At 66.0% G+C, this 16932-nt stretch carries 14 protein-coding genes and 1 tRNA gene; 11 read left to right on the top strand and 4 right to left on the bottom strand.

Features of this window, described 5'->3' with window-relative positions; translation table 11 throughout:
- Positions 1-383: 383 nt before the first annotated feature.
- Positions 384-2636: a TonB-dependent siderophore receptor gene (locus tag TSA1_RS31220; protein WP_174719150.1), complete on the bottom strand. Its 2253-nt coding sequence runs from the start codon at positions 2634-2636 to the stop codon at positions 384-386.
- A 177-nt stretch (positions 2637-2813) separates the two neighbouring features.
- Positions 2814-3329 carry a MarR family winged helix-turn-helix transcriptional regulator gene (locus tag TSA1_RS31215; protein ID WP_100179677.1) on the bottom strand — a complete coding sequence of 172 codons (516 nt, stop codon included), beginning with the start codon at positions 3327-3329 and terminating at the stop codon, positions 2814-2816.
- A gap of 199 nt (positions 3330-3528) precedes the next feature.
- On the opposite strand from TSA1_RS31215, the gene TSA1_RS31210 reads away from it, so the two are divergent.
- The 6 genes from TSA1_RS31210 to pepT all read left to right on the top strand — a co-directional run bounded on the left by TSA1_RS31210 (position 3529) and on the right by pepT (position 8592).
- Complete coding sequence (locus TSA1_RS31210) at positions 3529-4719, top strand: aromatic ring-hydroxylating dioxygenase subunit alpha (RefSeq protein WP_100179676.1); 1191 nt, start codon at positions 3529-3531, stop codon at positions 4717-4719.
- A gap of 60 nt (positions 4720-4779) precedes the next feature.
- The gene (locus TSA1_RS31205) at positions 4780-6075 is read left to right on the top strand and encodes a spinster family MFS transporter (RefSeq protein ID WP_100179675.1); all 1296 of its coding nucleotides are present in this window, start codon (positions 4780-4782) and stop codon (positions 6073-6075) included.
- A gap of 142 nt (positions 6076-6217) precedes the next feature.
- Positions 6218-6421, top strand: a complete 204-nt coding sequence (locus TSA1_RS31200; protein WP_100179674.1) for a hypothetical protein — start codon at positions 6218-6220, stop codon at positions 6419-6421.
- Between the two features lie 161 nt (positions 6422-6582).
- Positions 6583-6659: transfer RNA gene (locus TSA1_RS31195), tRNA-Asp, on the top strand.
- Between the two features lie 186 nt (positions 6660-6845).
- Positions 6846-7175, top strand: a complete 330-nt coding sequence (locus tag TSA1_RS31190; protein ID WP_100179673.1) for an HU family DNA-binding protein — start codon at positions 6846-6848, stop codon at positions 7173-7175.
- Between the two features lie 166 nt (positions 7176-7341).
- Complete coding sequence (pepT, locus tag TSA1_RS31185; protein WP_100179672.1) at positions 7342-8592, top strand: peptidase T; 1251 nt, start codon at positions 7342-7344, stop codon at positions 8590-8592.
- 56 nt (positions 8593-8648) lie between these two features.
- Here the strand turns inward: pepT and TSA1_RS31180 are convergent, their stop codons facing one another.
- Positions 8649-9539: a hypothetical protein gene (locus TSA1_RS31180; protein ID WP_100179671.1), complete on the bottom strand. Its 891-nt coding sequence runs from the start codon at positions 9537-9539 to the stop codon at positions 8649-8651.
- A 10-nt stretch (positions 9540-9549) separates the two neighbouring features.
- Positions 9550-9726, bottom strand: coding sequence for a hypothetical protein (locus TSA1_RS39405; protein ID WP_161497288.1), 177 nt, complete (start codon positions 9724-9726; stop codon positions 9550-9552).
- 274 nt (positions 9727-10000) lie between these two features.
- On the opposite strand from TSA1_RS39405, the gene TSA1_RS31170 reads away from it, so the two are divergent.
- The 5 genes from TSA1_RS31170 to TSA1_RS31150 are packed head-to-tail and all read left to right on the top strand — an operon-like array spanning position 10001 to position 16873.
- Positions 10001-10363, top strand: a complete 363-nt coding sequence (locus TSA1_RS31170; RefSeq protein ID WP_100179669.1) for a hypothetical protein — start codon at positions 10001-10003, stop codon at positions 10361-10363.
- Positions 10364-10418: 55 nt separating this feature from the next.
- Complete coding sequence (ihpA, locus tag TSA1_RS31165) at positions 10419-11693, top strand: divalent metal ion exporter subunit IhpA (RefSeq protein ID WP_100179668.1); 1275 nt, start codon at positions 10419-10421, stop codon at positions 11691-11693.
- Positions 11690-12667: a divalent metal ion exporter adaptor subunit IhpB gene (gene ihpB / locus TSA1_RS31160; RefSeq protein WP_100179667.1), complete on the top strand. Its 978-nt coding sequence runs from the start codon at positions 11690-11692 to the stop codon at positions 12665-12667. The genes ihpA and ihpB overlap by 4 nt, the downstream gene beginning before the upstream one ends.
- Positions 12660-15878, top strand: coding sequence for an efflux RND transporter permease subunit (locus TSA1_RS31155; RefSeq protein WP_100179666.1), 3219 nt, complete (start codon positions 12660-12662; stop codon positions 15876-15878). Before ihpB ends, TSA1_RS31155 begins: the two co-directional genes overlap by 8 nt.
- 2 nt (positions 15879-15880) lie before the next feature.
- The gene (locus TSA1_RS31150; RefSeq protein ID WP_174719149.1) at positions 15881-16873 is read left to right on the top strand and encodes a cation diffusion facilitator family transporter; all 993 of its coding nucleotides are present in this window, start codon (positions 15881-15883) and stop codon (positions 16871-16873) included.
- The last annotated feature ends 59 nt before the right edge of the window (positions 16874-16932 follow it).

Here is a 16932-nt window from a genome sequence, read left to right as displayed (position 1 = left end):
AAACCGAGCCGTGGTCACCGGCGGAAGCGCCCGGCTGTCACCCCGGCGCCATATTGCCGAAGGTCATCCCGAGCAGCGCCGCCAGACGGCCGATGATCATCACGGTCGCGGGCCGGGAGGAGTTGCCGCAAAGACACCTATCCACAGGCGCAAAGCGATCAGACGAGCCATGCATCGCGGTGGGACCGGTCTGCCCCCTCAAGCGAGCGGCACGATCGGGCGATATATTGCGGTCCGGCCGATCGCGAGCGCGGCGGCGGCGACGTCCAAGGCCGCCGCGCGCGCCGCGCTCGGATGAGCTTCAGGCCGGGGGGCATAGCCGGGAGCTCATCTATCGCCCGAAGGAAGATCAGCGGCACCAGATGCCGCCCTCCTCCCCATCCTCACCATTTGTAGGAGACACTGGCAGTGACGCGCCGGCGGTCGCCATAGAAGCAGGACGTCGCGGACGAACAGCTCGCGACGTAGATCTTGTCGGTCAGGTTGATGACGTTGAGCGCCGTCCGCCAGTTCTGCCATTCGTAATGGAGCGCGAGGTCGCCGAGCACCACCGCGGGAACCTCGAGCGTGTTGGCCGCATCGGCCCAGGACGCGCCGATATAGCGGACGCCGCCGCCGAAGCCGAAGCCCTCGAGCGGTCCGTCCTTGAAGGTGTAGTCGGCCCAGCCCGACACCAGCATCTCGGGCGTGTTGGTCGGGGTCTTTCCGACCAGCGACGGATCGAGATCCCGGCTGTTGAAGAGATGATAGGCGGTGAAGGCGCCGATCAGCTTGAGTTCCCTGGTGGCATTGGCCACCGCTTCGAGCTCGATGCCGCGCGAGGTCACCTCGCCGGTCTGGGTTTGCAGCAGCGCATTCGACGGATCGGTGGTGGCCACGTTCTGGCGCTTCAGGTCGAACACCGAGGCGGTGAAATAGCCGTCGAACCCCTTCGGCGCGACCTTCACGCCGATTTCAGCCTGCTTGCCGGTTTCCGGCAGGAACAGCTGGTTCTGCGCGTTGAGACCGATGATCGGATTGTAGCTGGTCGCGTAAGAGACGTAAGGCGCAATGCCGTTGTCGAAATTGTAGATCAGGCCGGCGCGCCCGCTGAACTTGCTGTCATTGCGGCTGGCGACATTTGCGCCGGTGTCGCGGGCGTCTTGCGTCGTCTCGACCCAGTCGTTACGGCCGCTCAGCACCAGCGTGAAATTGCCGAGCTTCATCTGGTCCTGGAGATAGGTGCCCGCCTGCTTCTGCGTGATCAGGAAGTTGCGGAACGGCGCACCCGCCAGCGGAATGCTGAGGCCATAGGCGGGATTGAAGACGTTGATCGAGGGGACGGTGCCGAAATTGAAGCTCTGGTAGTCGTCGATCTGATAGCCCTTCAGATCGACCCCGAACAGCATGGTGTGCTTCACCGGACCGGTGTTGAAGCGGTACTCCAGCTGGTTGTCGAGATCGGCCTGATTTGCCGTGTTCTTCGCGTACCAATTATATCGCCCCATCGTGGCGGTGTTGATGTTGTCCCAACCGTTGCCGATGTAGCCGCGATAGGTCAGGTCGATATGCGCGAACCGCGCATTCTGCCGGAACGTGAGGTCGTCGGTGAGATTGCGTTCGAACTGGTAGCCGAGCATCTCCTGCTCGCGCGTGAACTTGTCGACGCTGGGGTCGCCGACGAAGAAGCTGGTCGGGATCTTGCCGAACGGCGCGTTCGTCACCGTGCCCTGGTAGGGCAGGAAATTGATGCCCCTCGTGTCCGTCTTCGAGGCCGATGCGAGCACCGTGAAGGACGTGTCGGCATCCGGCTTCCACGTGAAGGACGGCGCGATGAAGTAATTGTTGTCGGGCGTGAAGTCGACCTGCGTACCGCCGTTCCTGACCTCGCCGACGACGCGGTAGAACAGCTTGCCGTCCTGCGGACGGGTCGCGATCGGCCCGGCGACATCGAAGCCGACATAGGCGTTGCCGAAATTGTTGACGCCGGTCTCGACGTAGCGGATCGGCTCGGTGGGCGGCATCTTGCTGATGACGTTGACGATGCCACTCGGGCTCGATCCGCCATAGAGCACGGCCGACGGACCGCGCAGGACTTCGACGCGCTCCATGTTGGACGGCGGCAACCGCCAGCTTGCATAGGAGGTGTAGAACAGCTGCATGCCGTCGAGGAACAGTCCGATGTCGTCGGACTTGAAGCCGCGGATCAGCCACCAATCGTTGCGCGTGTCGGCGCCGAAGGTCCCTGCCCGCACGCCGGCGGTGTAGCGCAGCACCTCGTCGAGCTTGGTCGGCTTCTGGTCGCGGATCTGCTCGGCGCCGATCACCGACACCGCCTGCGGCGTCTCCATGATCGGCGTATTGGTCTTGGTGCCGGACGAGCTGCGCCCGGCGACGTAGCCGTGCACCGGCCCGCGCGGGGTCTCGACGAAGCCGACATCGCGGCGGGGCTGCGGCTTGCGGCTGGCAACGCTCTGCTCCGAGGCCCGCGGCGCACGGCGTTGAGGGGTCGTGGTCGCGCGGCGGCGCGCTTCCGGCGCGATGACCGTCACCGACGGCAGGTTCGTTGCACCACCTTGTGCCGACGATTGCGCAAGCGATGCCTGCGGGACCAGGACCAAAGCGGACGCGGTCGCCAATACGGCCGACCGCAGCATTCCAAGACTGTTCAACGCGCCACCCCAAAGCTGCATGCCCGATGCGTCATGCCGCCTGTCCCCGGACGGCACGCGCTCGACGACGACGCTTATGTGAGGGTGCGAAAATTCCCTAATTGAAAAGGTCTTAGAAGGACTCTTAGAAGCGATCCAACATGTCGAGAGATCGCTGCGAGATCAACGCGCGTTCTTCTCGCTCTCGAGCATCTCGGCGGCGATCGCCGTGAGCCGGTCAACCTGACCCAGCAGCGTGTGGAATTCGGCTTCACTCAGATCTTCCAGCAGGCGCCGGTTGCGCTCCTGCGCGCCGTCGACGATCGCATCATGCGCGGCAAGGCCCGCCGCCGTCAGCGAGACCAGCACCTCGCGGCTGTCCTTCGGATTCGCCGATTTTGCGATCAGCTTGCGCGACACCAGATTGGCCAGCGCGCGGCTGATCTGCCCCTTGTCCTGGCCGACGGCTTCGGCGAGCCGCGCCACGCTCATTGGCGGCCGGCGGCCGAGCGAAGCGACGAGCCCAAACTCGACCGAGGACAATCCGGTGAGGCGCTTGTAGCGCAGGATCGCACCGCGCTTGAGCAGATTGGCGAGCACCATCAGTCGCGACGACAGCATCACGGTGACCGGGGCCGACGGCTCGCTGTCCTCCGCTGCGGGCGACGTCACCCCGCCCCTGCTCTCGGTCTGGCTCATGATCCACCTCTGCCAAGAAAGCCCAAGCCTGCCAAGCCCAGGCCTGCCAAGTCCAAGCCTGCCAAAGCCCGCGGGCCTTCCCATCAAATGCATCTAAGAGGCATTTGGAAGATCGTTGACATTGTCAACGAATTATTTTTCACTCTGGGCAAGGCGCAAGAATGAGGCCCGGACCAAGGGCCGCAGCGGGAGGACCGGCATGACCATCACCCAGCGGGATCGCGATCTCGGCACGGCCTATGCGATGAAGCCGGCGCACACGCGCACCGAGCTGACCTCGGTCGGGCGCGGCACACCGATGGGTGAACTGCTGCGCCGCTACTGGCATCCGGTCGGGCTCGCTTCCGACGCCACCGACACACCGAAGAAGGTGCGCGCGCTCGGCGAGGATCTCGTCCTGTTCCGCGACAAGCACGGCCGCGCCGGCCTGTTGCACGCCCGCTGCTGCCATCGCGGCACGACGCTGTACTACGGCAAGGTCGAGGAGGACGGCATCCGCTGCTGCTATCACGGCTGGAAATTCGACACCGAGGGCCATTGCCTGGAGCAGCCCTGCGAGCCCGACGGCGGCCAGTTCAAGGACAAGGTGCGCCAGCCCTGGTATCCGGTCGAGGAGCGCTACGGCCTGATCTTCGCCTATATGGGCCCGGCCGAGAAACGGCCGGTGCTGCCGGCTTACGAGTGCCTGGAGACCATGGACGACGGCGAGCAGGTCGAGGCCGATGATTCCTCGATCGGCGGCGGCGGCCCCACCATCATCCCCTGCAACTGGCTGCAGCATTTCGAGAACGTGGTCGATCCCTATCACGTGCCGGTGCTGCACGGCTCGTTCTCGGGGCCGCAATTCACTGACATGATGGCCTCCATCCCCGAGGTGAAGTTCGAGAAATCGCCGCGCGGCGTGCTCGTGCGCTCCGAACGCAAGCAGGACGACGGCAAGGTGTTCTATCGCGTCAGCGAGGCGGCGCTGCCGACCTTGCGCGTGGTGCCGAACCCGCGCGTCGCGCAGTTCGCCCGCGTCGAGTCCATCGGCTGGGTGCTGCCGATCGACGACGGCTCGTTCCGCATCTACGTCGCCGGCCGCGTCAAGAACCCCGGCGACATCGGCCGGATGCGCTCGAAGTTCAACGGCAAGTTCTGGTGGGACATGACCGAGGCAGAGCACCAGCAATTCCCGGGCGACTACGAGGCCCAGGTCGGCCAGGGCGAGGTCACCGTTCACTCCGAGGAACATTTCGGCCAGAGCGACCGCGGCATCCTCCTGATCCGGCGCATGCTGAGCGATCAGCTCGACGCGCTCGCCGCGGGCCGCGACCCGATCGGCGTCTCGTTCGATGCGAGCGCGCCGCCGGTGGAGTTCGAAGCGGGGAATTACATCCGCGAAGGCTGATCTACCAGCTCCAAACGGAGCTGGACCGGCAGCGATAATAAACACAAATTGGGGGAAGCCATGGTCGACGTGACGTCACAAATGTCGGTGCAGACGGCTGCCGCGGCAAAGCCCTCGGCGCGGCGCTATTACGTGCTGGGGCTGCTCACAATCATCTACGCGCTGAACTTCCTCGACCGAACGATCTTCAACGTGCTGATCGAGCCGATCAAGAAGGAGTTCGCCCTCAGCGACACCATGATGGGCCTGCTCGCCGGTTTCGGCTTTGCGTTGTTCTATTCCCTGCTCGGCATTCCCATCGCGCGCGTTGCCGACCGGCTCAACCGGCGCAACATCGTCGCATTGGCCTTCGCGTTCTGGAGCGCGATGACGGCGCTGTGCGGCGCCGCGACCAGTCTCACCTCGCTGGCGCTGGCGCGGATCGGCGTCGGCATCGGCGAATCCGCGGGCTCTCCGGCCTCGCAATCCATCGTCGCCGATCTCTTCGCCAAGAACGAGCGCCCGCGCGCGCTCGGCATCTATGCCATCGGCACCTATCTCGGCGTCTTCCTCGGCTATTTCGTCGGCGGCTACGTCAACCAGCACTATGGCTGGCGGATGGCGTTCTATGTCGCCGGCCTGCCCGGCATCCTGCTCGCCGTCGTGCTGTGGCTGACGATCTCCGAGCCGAAGCGCGGCGCGATGCAGGAGAGCTTCGTGCCCGAGCCACTCGGGCCGACGCTGCGCTTTCTCGTTTCGCAGCAAAGCTTCATCATCGTGCTGATCGGATTCTGCCTCACCACCTACACGAACTACGCCACCGCGGCCTGGATCCCGCCGTTCCTGGCGCGCGTGCATCACCTCTCCAGCGTCGAGATCGGCACCTATGCCGGCACCTTCAAGGGCCTTGCCGGCATGGCCGGCACCCTGCTCGGCGGTTTCGTGGTGGCGCAAGTGAGCCGCCGCGACGACCGCTGGAAGCTGTGGGCGCCCGCGATCACTTCGGGACTCGCCGGCCCGGTGTTCGCACTGTGCATGCTGACGCAGGACTTCAAGATGATGGTTGCCATGCTGGCGCTGACCTCGTTCCTGGTCGGCTTCCATCTCGGCCCGATCTTCGCGATCGCGCAGACGGTGGCAAAGCCGAGCATGCGGGCGCTCGCCTCAGCGCTGATCGCGTTGACCGCCACCTGCTTCGGCCAGGGCGTCGGCCCGCTCGCGGTCGGCATGGTCAACGACGCGCTGAAGGGTAGCTATGGCACTGAAGCCGTGCGCTATTCCCTGCTCTCGGCGGCGGTCACGACCACGCTCGGCGCCCTGCTCTTCATCTGGGCGGCACGGTCGATCCGGGCCGATATCGACCGGGTGGCGGCCTGAGACCTCATCTGACCGCAAGCCCGGCGAAACCCAGCGGGCGCATTAATGAAACCATTTTGCGGAACCCGCGAAACCATCCGGAAACAGATGGTCCTTAAGACATGAGCCCATAGACGGCGGCAAAGCCCGTCGGGAGGCTCAGATGAACCACTCCATTCACTCTGCTGATCGTGCGACCCACCTGAAGATCGTGGTGGTGGCGCTGGTGGCCGGCATCATGGTGGCCGGCTTCGGCATCGCAGCCCGCACCAATGCCGATTACAGCCAGACCGCCCAGGCCACCCACGTGATCAAGGCCGGCAAGCCGGTGGTGGTGACGAGCGCCGGGACGTCCGAGATTCGCTGAAACGTCCTCTTCCGGGCTGACCCATGGCCGCCTCCGGGCGGCCTTTTTCGTTTTCCGGAGCAATGCTTAAGCGGAGATGCGCCGGCGCTTCGCAACGTCCTTGACTTCACCCAGCCCCGCCTTTAAGTCCCCCCTCGTTCCGCGCGCATCGAGCGAACCACGCGGGAGTAGCTCAGTTGGTTAGAGCGCCGGCCTGTCACGCCGGAGGTCGCGGGTTCGAGCCCCGTCTCTCGCGCCATTTTGGCAATCCCTTCAAAAACTTAGCCCGAGCTTCTCGACGCCTTTCGCGGCGATGGCCGGCGTCCGGCGGGAACTCATGGCATAGTCAGCTGGCGCCCGAATCGTCTACGTCTCAAAGGACTTAGAGGGAGCTCCACGTTTTCCCGGCATTTTCGGGGCTTCCCGGTCATTGAGGAGGCCAGCCATGGCTAAGAAGGATCCGGCCAAGAAGGATTCGGCGAAGAGGTCAGCCGCTCCTGCCACCATTACGCTCAAGCACCTCGCCGCCGACATCGCCGAGAGTCAGGACCTGTCCAAGAAGCGCGCCGAGGCCGTCCTGACCGACATGGTCGATCTGATCGCCAAGCACCTGAAGAAGGGCGACCGCGTCCGCATCGTCGGGCTCGGCATCCTCCAGGTCCGCAAGCGCGCCGCCCGCACCGGCCGCAATCCCGCCACCGGCGAGCCGATCCACATCAAGGCCAGCAAGAAGGTCACGTTCCGCCCCGTGAAGGAACTGAAAGAGGCGATCTAGATTCCCGTTTTGACGCGGTTTCTTCACGCGAACCGGGATCCACTTCGCTCGAAAACGCTGCAAGCCAAGATTTCGTTAAGGCTGATCTCATCTCGTTCCGGCCGCAACGCGGCCCGCTTTCTGATATACCGCCTCTCATCCCCTTGACCCGGCGGTTTGACCAGAAATGTCCTCTCTCATCTTTTCGCATACCGTAACCGAGCGCTTCCTGCGCTACGTCACCATCGACACCCAGTCCGATCCGGATTCGCCTCGCTCGCCCTCGACCGAGAAGCAGAAGGATCTCGGCCGCGTGCTGGCCGCCGAGCTGAAGGAGATGGGCGTCGCGGACGCCCATCTCGACGACTACGGCTATGTCTACGGCACCATCCCGGCCAATACGACCAAGAAGGTGCCGGTGATCTGCTTCTGCTCGCACATGGACACCTCGCCCGACGTCACCGGCAAGGACGTCAAGCCGCAGGTCTGGAAGAACTATCGCGGCGGCGACATCACGCTGCCGGGCGACACCAGCCAGGTGATCCGCTTCAACGAGCATCCGGCGCTGAAGAACCAGATCGGCAACGACATCATCACCACCGACGGCACGACGCTGCTCGGCGCCGACAACAAGGCCGGCGTCGCCGAGATCATGGATGCCGCGCAGTTCTTCATCAACAATCCCGACGTGAAGCACGGCACCATCAAGATCCTGTTCACGCCGGACGAAGAGATCGGCCGCGGCGTCGACAATGTCGACATCAAGAAGCTGGGCGCCGATTTCGGCTACACCATGGACGGCGAGAGCGCCGGCTGCGTCGAGGACGAGACCTTCTCGGCTGACGGCGCCACCATCACCATCACCGGTGTCAGCGCCCATCCCGGCTACGCCAAGGGCAAGATGGAGCACGCGATCAAGATCGCCGCCGCCATCGTCGAGCGGCTGCCGAAGGAAGGCTGCTCGCCGGAGACGACCTCGGGCAAGCAGGGCTTCCTGCATCCGATCGGCATCGAGGGCGCGCTGGAACGGGCAACGCTCTCCTTCATCGTGCGCGACTTCACCGAGGAAGGGCTGAAGGAGAAGGAGGCTCTGCTCGAGGACATCGTCAAGGACGTGATGAAGGACTATCCGCGCTCGACCTACAGCTTCGAGGTGAAGGAGCAGTATCGCAACATGAAGCAGGTGATCGACCGTCACCCGCACGTGCTGGAATATGCCATCGAGGCGATCCGCCGTGCCGGGCTGCGGCCGATGCGCACCGCAATCCGCGGCGGCACCGACGGCTCGCGCCTGTCCTTCATGGGCCTGCCCTGCCCCAACATTTTCGCCGGCGAGCACGCCTTCCACTCGCGACTCGAATGGGTCAGCCGGCAGGACATGGAAAAGGCCGTGCAGACCATCGTGCATCTGGCGATGATCTGGGAAGAGAAGGCCTGAAGCCTCCTGCAGGCATTCGTATGGCCGGGCTTGCGCCCGGCCATTTGTTTTGCAGCCTATGGCACCGGCATCGCGCGCAGATTGCGATGGAAGCGGTTTGAACTCGCCATCCAGTTCGGCAGCGGTTCGCCGTCACGATGCCGCCCGCCGGCCACGGCCGCAGCCCACGCCACCGCGGCGCCGATCAAGGTCGCAGCCGCGACCGAGAACGCCACGATGATCGAGTTGCGCCTTGCGCGATTGATCGCCGTCCTGGCGTCGGCGATCAGCGCATCGACGCGCCGCTCGGCGTCGGGGGCCTGCAGTCCCGTGAGGCCAGCGACCTGCTGCACGAGGTAGGCCCGGTCGTCAGTGCCGACGCCGCTATGACTGGACGAGGTCAGCAGAATGCGTCCCGCTTCGGCACGGGCTTCCCTCAAATCGACGTTTGGCGCCCGACGCGGCGCGCGGAACAGCTTGTCGAGCTCATAGCTCAACATCGGCTCGGCCGCGGACATGTTGCTGGCCGAGCTGCGCAGCGGCGAACGGTCGATCGCGGCAGCGCCGAGCAGCGCAAGCAGCGCCGCCCCGGCCAGCACGGCCAGGGCCCAGGCGGTTAGCCCGTGCAGACCGTCCCGCCGCTCGCCATCGTCCTCGATCGTCGCCAGCGTCGGCGCCGGGCGTGTCGTGCGGCCCGCGATGTAGCCGCCGAAGCCGAAGCTGATGATCGCCTGGATGATGAGATAAAGCCCTGAGAGCAGCGCCAGCGCCGCCGAGGCGTCACGCCATGTCGGCGAGGCCGAGCTGACACCAAGACCGACGGCGACGCCGAAGCCGATCAGGATGAAAGACATCGCGCCGGCGGCGAGAGCGCCTGCGAACACCGAGCTCCACTGGATGCTGCGGGGGGCTTCGCCCTCCAGGCCGCCCTCGATGAATTCTTCCCGCACGAGAGTTTCGACCGTCATCGCGGCCCTCTCAACGCAGGCCGAAGAACGACAGGATCGCCATGATGACGACGATCAAGCCGATCAGATAAATCAGTCCGTCCATTGTCCTTCCTCCTCGGTTTCTTATGGTCGCTAATCGCGACGCATGCAGAACGTTCCAAATTCGAGGGAGCAGCGGGAACGAACTGGCGAGCTGCGAGTTCACTGCGGGAGTCCCGAGGATGAAGATTGTGAGCACAAGGCCTCAGCCGGTCAGGGCCGGCTGGGGCCGTTCCGTGTCTGCGATCACCGCACCTGTTCCTCACCCAGCGGCCATCGAGCCATTCGCCTCACGCCGGCGGATCATTGCCCGCCAATGAGACGCGATCGCCGCGCCTTCGCCGCTGCGGCAATTGTTCCCGGGACGTAACAATGTTGCGGGTCGACACTGTTCCCGCCGCCATGCTAGGCCGGGCACAGACCGCAACCAGAGTGACGTCGTGCTCGCGAACCGCCAGCCCTCAGCAACTTGCCGTCCGCGCAAATGGCGCGGGCTGCTGTCCGTGCTGATCGCGATCGTCTATCTGCTCGCGGGTGCGCTGCACGGCGCGCACGACATCGACGTCACCACGCCCGGCGGCGGTTCGGAGATCGCCGCGATCCTGGATGGATCCACGGGCCATAGCGACCACAAGGCCATCGGCGGACATCATTGCCATGGCTGCTTCTCGCTGACGGCGACGCAGCAGGCGCCATCGACCGCATCGACCGCGCTCGTGTCGGCAACGAGCCCGCAGCCTGCGCCCCAGCTCGCCGGCATCACCCCCGATACCGACTCTCCTCCTCCCAAACATATTGCCTGAACGGATTGGTCGGGCGTTTCGCGCCCATTAGGTTCATCCTTCGCAGGTCGGTTTTATGTTTCGCAGGAGAATGGCCGCGCGCCTGGCGTGCGCGGTGGCGTGTCTGATTGCAGGATCGGCGCTTGCCCCGTCACACGCCCAGACTTTGACGATGCGGAGCGCGCTCTCGCGCGCGCTGGCCGCGAGCCCGCGGCTGACGGCAGCCGAGCGCGACGTCGGCATCGCCACGGGCCAGCGCATCCAGGCCGGCGCCCTGCTCAATCCGGAACTGTCCTATGAGCAGGACAATTCGTTCGGCTCCGGCATCTATCGCGGCACGCGCTCGGCCGAGACCACGCTCCAGATCAGCCAGGCGTTCGAGCTGTTCGGCAAGCGCGACGCGCGGATCGCGGCTGGCGCTGCCGGCATCGAGGTCGCCGCGATCCAGCGCAAGGCGATCAGGCTCGAGGTGCTGTCGGAGACCGCGATCGCGTTCCTCAGCGTGCTCGGCGCGCAGCGGCGCATCCAGATCCTCGACGAGCAGATCGCCGCGATCGACCGCCTGACGCCGCTGCTCCGCCGCCGCGTCGAGGCCGGCGCCTCCTCGCCGGCCGAGACCGGTCGCGCCGAAGTCGCCTCCGCCCTGGTGAAGGCCGACCGCGAGCGCTTCAGGGCGAGCCTGGCGAGCGCCCGGCGCGAGCTCGCGGTGCTGATGGGCGATCCCAACGCCAAATACGGCGAGGTCTCCGGCCGGCTCGACACCATGGGCAAGCCCCCGGCGTTCCAGGCGGTGGTTGCCGCCATCGACGCCAATCCGCAGCTGGTGCGCTGGACCGCGGTTTATGCCCAGCGCAATGCCGAGCTTTTGCTGGCGCGGCTCAAGCCCTATCCGGACGTGCGGATCGCCGCCGGCTGGCGCCACTTCAACGACACCAATGACGATGCAGTCAGGCTGTCCCTGTCGGTGCCGATCCCCGTGTTCGACCAGAACCAGGGCAACATCCTCTCGGCGCAGGAAAGCCTCGCCAAGACCAAGGCCGAGCGCGAGGCCAACCGCAACACGCTGATCGTGATCGCCGGCCGCGCCTACGACTCGGTGCAGGGCTCGCTGCGCGAGCTCGCGGTGCTACGCGAGACCGCGATCCCCAAGGCCGTCGAGGCCTCCGAGGCCATCTCGCAAGGCTACGGCCAGGGCCGCTTCACCCTGCTCGAGGTGCTCGACGCCCAGGCCAGCGTCACCCAGGCGCGGCTGCGCGAGCAGGAGGCGCTGCAGAATTTCCATGCCGGTGTCGCCACCATCGAAGGCCTCGTCGGCAATCCCTTCACGCTGGCGCGGGAGAGCGCACGATGAAGACGTCCTCGACCATTCTCGTCGCCATCGCTGCCGCTGCGCTCGGCGCTTACGGCTATTCCCTGCTCGCCCCGGCCAAGGTCGCGCCCGCCGAGCACGCCGAGCATTCCGAACCGAAGAAGCCGAACGATCATGTCGAGCAGGACGAGCACGGCGCCGACCGTATCCGCATCTCCGACGTCAAGCTGGCGGCGGCCGGCGTGGTGCTGGCGGAGGCCGCGAGCGCCACGCTGAACGACACGCTCGCCTTCAACGGCATCCTGCGCGCCAACCAGGAGGCCGTGGTGCAGGTGACGCCGCGCTTTCCGGGCCTCGCCAAATCGATCCAGAAGCGGATCGGCGACAAGGTCGGCAAGGACGATCTGCTCGCCGCGATCGAGAGCAACCAGAGCCTCACCGTCTACGAGCTGAAGGCGCCCATTGCCGGCACCATCATCGAGCGGCAGATCTCGCTCGGCGAATACGCCTCCGAGCAGAAGCCGGCCTTCGTGGTCGCCGACCTCTCCACCATCTGGGTCGATCTGTCGATCTACCGGCAGGATCTGCGGCGCGTCCGTCTCAACGACGAGGTGCTGATCGATCCCGACGACGGCCGCGGCGAAATCAAGGGCACGATCTCCTACATGGCGCCGATCGGCAGCAGCGAAACGCAAACGGCGCTCGCGCGCGTCGTTCTGCAAAATCCCGACGGACGTCTGCGTCCCGGCCTGTTCGTCACCGCGCGGCTGATCCTCGCCGCACGCAACGTCGCGGTCGCCGTTCGCAAAAGCGCGATCCAGACGCTGGAGAACAGGACCATCGTGTTCGTCCGCGAGGACGGCGACAAGATCGAAGCCCGCCCGGTGGAGCTTGGCGATTCCGATCCGCGCCATGTCGAGATCAAGGCGGGGCTTGCCGCCGGCGAGCACTACGTTGCGGAGAACAGTTTCGTCGTGAAGGCGGAGATGGGCAAGGGCGAGGCCGAACATGATTGAGCGCCTCATCGCCGTCTCGCTGCAACAGCGCTGGCTGGTCCTCCTGCTCGCGCTCGGCGCCGTCGCCTTCGGCGCCTGGAATTTCCAGCGCCTGCCGATCGACGCCGTGCCTGACATCACCAACGTCCAGGTCCAGATCAACACCCGCGCCCCCGGCTATTCGCCGCTGGAAACCGAGCAGCGCATCACCTTCCCGGTCGAGACCGCGATGGGCGGCCTGCCGAGGCTCGACTACACCCGCTCGCTGTCGCGCTACGGCCTCAGCCAGGTGACTATCGTCTTCAAGGACGGCACCGACATCTTCTTCGCCCGCCAGCTCGTCGGCGAGCGGATCCAGCAGGTGAAGGACCAGCTTCCGGCCGGGGTCGAGGTGGCGATGGGGCCGGTCTCGACCGGGCTCGGCGAGATTTTCATGTACACCGTCGAAGCGAAGACGGGCGCGAAGACGCAAGGCGGCCACGACTATTCGCTGACCGATCTGCGCACCGTGCAGGACTGGATCATCAAGCCGCAGCTTCGCAACGTGCCGGGGGTCATCGAGGTCAACACCATCGGCGGCTTCGAGCGCCAGTTCCACGTGCTGCCGGACCCCGGCAAGCTGATGGCCTACCGGCTCGGCTTCCGCGACGTCATGACGGCGCTCGCCGCCAACAACGCCAATGTCGGCGCCGGCTATATCGAGCGCAACGGCGAGCAATATCTGGTCCGCTCGCCGGGCCAGGTCGGCAATATCGGCGAGATCCAGGACATCGTGATCGGTTCGCGCGGCGGCAATCCGGTCCGGATCAGGGATGTCGCGACGGTCACAGAGGGCCGCGATCTGCGCACGGGCGCGGCGACGCGCAATGGCGAGGAGACCGTGCTCGGCACCGCCATGCTGCTGATCGGCGAGAACAGCCGCACGGTGGCGCGCCGCGTCGCGGCCCGCCTGGACGAGATCGGCAAATCGCTGCCCGACGGCGTCGTGACGCGGACCGTCTACGATCGCACCGATCTGGTCGAAGCCACCATCCGCACCGTCAAGAACAATTTGCTGGAAGGCGCCGCGCTGGTGGTCGCCGTGCTGTTCCTGATCCTCGGCAACATCCGCGCCGCGCTGGTGACGGCCTGCGTCATTCCGCTCTCCATGGCCATGACCGTCACCGGCATGGTCGAGACCAAGGTCAGCGCGAACCTGATGAGCCTCGGCGCCATCGACTTCGGCATCATCGTCGACGGCGCCGTGATCATCGTCGAGAATTGCCTGCGCATGCTGGCCGAGGCACAGCGCGAGAAAGGCGGGCTGCTGACGATCCCGGAGCGGCTGCGTGCGATCCTGCGCGGGTCGAGCGACGTCATCAAACCGAGCCTGTTCGGAACGCTGATCATCGCGGTGGTCTACCTGCCCGTGCTGACGCTGACCGGCGTCGAGGGCAAGATGTTCACGCCGATGGCGCTGACCGTGCTGATGGCGCTGGGCGCCGCCGTGCTGTTCTCCATCACCTTCGTGCCGGCGGCGGTCGCCATCTTCGTCACCGGCAAGGTGTCCGAGCACGAAAACCTGTTCATGCGGATGGCGAAGCGCGCTTATCTCCCCCTGCTCCGCCTTGCCATCGACAACCGGGGCGCGGTCGCCATCATGGCCGCGCTCATCGTGATCGCAAGCGGAATCGCCGCGTCGCGGATGGGCGGCGAGTTCATTCCGAGCCTCGACGAAGGCGACGTCGCGCTGGCCTCGATCCGGATTCCCGGCACCAGCCTCACGCAGTCGCTCGACCTGCAGAAGGCGCTGGAAAGGCGCATCATGCAGATTCCCGAGGTGAAGGAGTTCTTCACCCGCATCGGCACCGCGGAGATCGCCACCGACCCGATGTCGCCGGCGCAGACCGACGGCTACGTCATGCTGAAGCCGCGCGCCGAATGGCCCGACCCGGACAAGCCGAAATCGGAGGTGATCGAGGCCATCGACCATGCCGCCGACGACATTCCCGGCAGCGCCTATGAGCTCTCCCAGCCGATCCAGTTCCGCGTCAACGAGCTGATCTCGGGCGTGCGCAGCGACGTCGGCGTCAAGATCTTCGGCGACGACCTCGACATCCTGCAGGGCGCCGCCAAGCAGGTGGAGGCCGCGATCCGCGGCGTCCGCGGCGCCAGCGACGTCAAGATCGAGCAGGTCGCGGGTCTGCCGATCCTGACCGTCCGCCTCGACCGCCAGGCGCTCGCCCGCTACGGCCTCAGCATCAGTGAGGTGCAGGGCATCGTCGAGATCGCGGTCGGCGGCAAGTCGGCCGGCAAGCTGTTCGAGGGCGACCGACGCTTCGAGATCATGGTCCGCCTGCCGGAACATTTGCGCGGCAATCTCGAGGCGATCCGGGCCATCCCGATCCCGCTGCCGCCCGGCGAGGAAGCCGGCTCCGGCACAGCCATTCGAACCGCGCTGGCCGCCTCTCCCCTCGCCCAGATGCGCTACGTGCCGCTGTCGTCGGTTGCCACCGTCGACGCGACGCCCGGGCCGAACCAGATCAGCCGCGAGAACGGCAAGCGGCGCATCGTCGTCACCGCCAACGTCCGCGCGCGCGACCTCGGCTCTTTCGTCACTGATGCCGAGGCGGCGGTGGCCGAGAAGGTCAAGCTGCCGCCGGGTTACTTCATCGGCTGGGGCGGCCAGTTCGAGCAGCTGGTCTCCGCGACCAAGCGGCTGACCATCGTGGTGCCGGTCGCGCTGTTGCTGGTGTTCCTGCTGCTGTTCATGGGCATGGGTTCGGCGGCCGATGCGGCGCTGGTGTTCTCCGGCGTGCCACTCGCGCTGACCGGCGGCGTCGCGGCGCTCCTGCTGCGCGGCATTCCCTTGTCCATCAGCGCCGGCGTCGGCTTCATCGCGCTGTCGGGCGTCGCCGTGCTCAACGGCCTCGTCATCATCGCCTTCATCGAGCGGCTGCGCAGCGAGGGGCGATCCGTCGCGGATGCCGTGCGCGAGGGCGCGCTGACGCGGCTGCGGCCGGTGCTGATGACGGCGCTGGTCGCCTCGCTCGGCTTCGTGCCGATGGCGCTCGCCACCGGTGCCGGCGCGGAGGTACAGCGGCCGCTGGCGACCGTGGTGATCGGCGGCATCATCTCCTCGACCATCCTGACATTGCTGGTGCTGCCAGCGCTCTACGTGCTGTTCCGGCGTGACGCGGCGCACGAAACGCCTAGAATGGCGCCTGATTTGGCGGCGTCCGGGGAGCGCTAGACTTGGGTAGCCACGACCACCACGGCCATCACCACCATGATCATGCCGGCCACAGCCACGATCATGGACCCGGTCATGACCACAGCCATGATCATGGACTTGGCCACGCGCATGTCCATGCGCCCGCCAATTTCGGCAAGGCCTTCGCGATCGGCATCTCGCTGAACACCGCGCTGGTCGTGGCCGAAGCGGTCTACGGCTATATCGGCAACTCCACTGCGCTGCTCGCCGACGCCGGCCATAATCTGTCCGACGTGCTCGGCCTCGTCATCGCCTGGGGCGCCTCGATCGCGGCCCGGCGCGCGCCGAGCGGCCGCTTCACCTACGGCTTTCGCGCCTCCACCATCCTGGCGGCGCTGGCGAACGCGGTGTTCCTGCTGGTCGCAACCGGCGCGATCGGCTGGGAGGCGATTTTGCGCCTGCGCGAGCCTGAGCCGGTCGCAGGTGTCACCGTGATGGTGGTCGCCGGCATCGGCATCCTCGTCAACGGCTTCACCGCGCTGCTGTTCGCCAGCGGGCGCAAGGACGACATCAACATCGAAGGCGCGTACTTGCACATGGCCGCCGACGCCGCGGTCTCGCTCGGCGTCGTCATCTCGGCCGCGCTGATCGTCTGGACCGGCTGGCTCTGGCTCGATCCGATCACCAGCCTCGTCATCTGCGCCACCATCCTCTGGAGCACGACCAGCCTGTTGCGCGGCTCCGTCGACATGTCGATGGCGGCTGCGCCCAGGGGCACCGACCTCGCCGCGATCAGGACGTTCTTGCTCGCGCGTCCGGGCGTCTCGGCGATCCACGACCTCCATGTCTGGCCGATCTCGACCACGGAGACTGCGCTGACCTGCCATCTCGTCATGCCCGCCGGCACGGGCGACGCCTTTCTGATGGAGACCGCACAGCTGTTGAAGGCATCGTTCCGCATCGGCCACACCACGCTGCAGATCGAGACCCATCCCGACAACGGCTGCGCGCTGGCACCGGATGATGTGGTGTGAGGCATTGTTTGGCCGGCTCCGGCCACCGTTGTCGTCCGGGACAAGCGTGTCCGCCACGT

Source organism: Bradyrhizobium nitroreducens (assembly GCF_002776695.1).
Taxonomy (GTDB): domain Bacteria; phylum Pseudomonadota; class Alphaproteobacteria; order Rhizobiales; family Xanthobacteraceae; genus Bradyrhizobium; species Bradyrhizobium nitroreducens.
The sequence above is the reverse complement of the archived record's forward strand: the minus strand, read 5'-3'. Positions and strand labels throughout refer to the sequence as shown.

What these genes read in the sequence shown, in the direction of transcription:
- TSA1_RS31220 (WP_174719150.1), bottom strand. Translation starts at nt 2,636, where the DNA reads ATGCTGCGGTCGGCCGTATTGGCGACCGCGTCCGCTTTGGTCCTGGTC.
- TSA1_RS31215 (WP_100179677.1), bottom strand. Translation starts at nt 3,329, where the DNA reads ATGAGCCAGACCGAGAGCAGGGGCGGGGTGACGTCGCCCGCAGCGGAG.
- TSA1_RS31210 (WP_100179676.1), top strand. Translation starts at nt 3,529, where the DNA reads ATGACCATCACCCAGCGGGATCGCGATCTCGGCACGGCCTATGCGATG.
- TSA1_RS31205 (WP_100179675.1), top strand. Translation starts at nt 4,780, where the DNA reads ATGGTCGACGTGACGTCACAAATGTCGGTGCAGACGGCTGCCGCGGCA.
- TSA1_RS31200 (WP_100179674.1), top strand. Translation starts at nt 6,218, where the DNA reads ATGAACCACTCCATTCACTCTGCTGATCGTGCGACCCACCTGAAGATC.
- TSA1_RS31190 (WP_100179673.1), top strand. Translation starts at nt 6,846, where the DNA reads ATGGCTAAGAAGGATCCGGCCAAGAAGGATTCGGCGAAGAGGTCAGCC.
- pepT (WP_100179672.1), top strand. Translation starts at nt 7,342, where the DNA reads ATGTCCTCTCTCATCTTTTCGCATACCGTAACCGAGCGCTTCCTGCGC.
- TSA1_RS31180 (WP_100179671.1), bottom strand. Translation starts at nt 9,539, where the DNA reads ATGACGGTCGAAACTCTCGTGCGGGAAGAATTCATCGAGGGCGGCCTG.
- ihpA (WP_100179668.1), top strand. Translation starts at nt 10,419, where the DNA reads ATGTTTCGCAGGAGAATGGCCGCGCGCCTGGCGTGCGCGGTGGCGTGT.
- ihpB (WP_100179667.1), top strand. Translation starts at nt 11,690, where the DNA reads ATGAAGACGTCCTCGACCATTCTCGTCGCCATCGCTGCCGCTGCGCTC.
- TSA1_RS31155 (WP_100179666.1), top strand. Translation starts at nt 12,660, where the DNA reads ATGATTGAGCGCCTCATCGCCGTCTCGCTGCAACAGCGCTGGCTGGTC.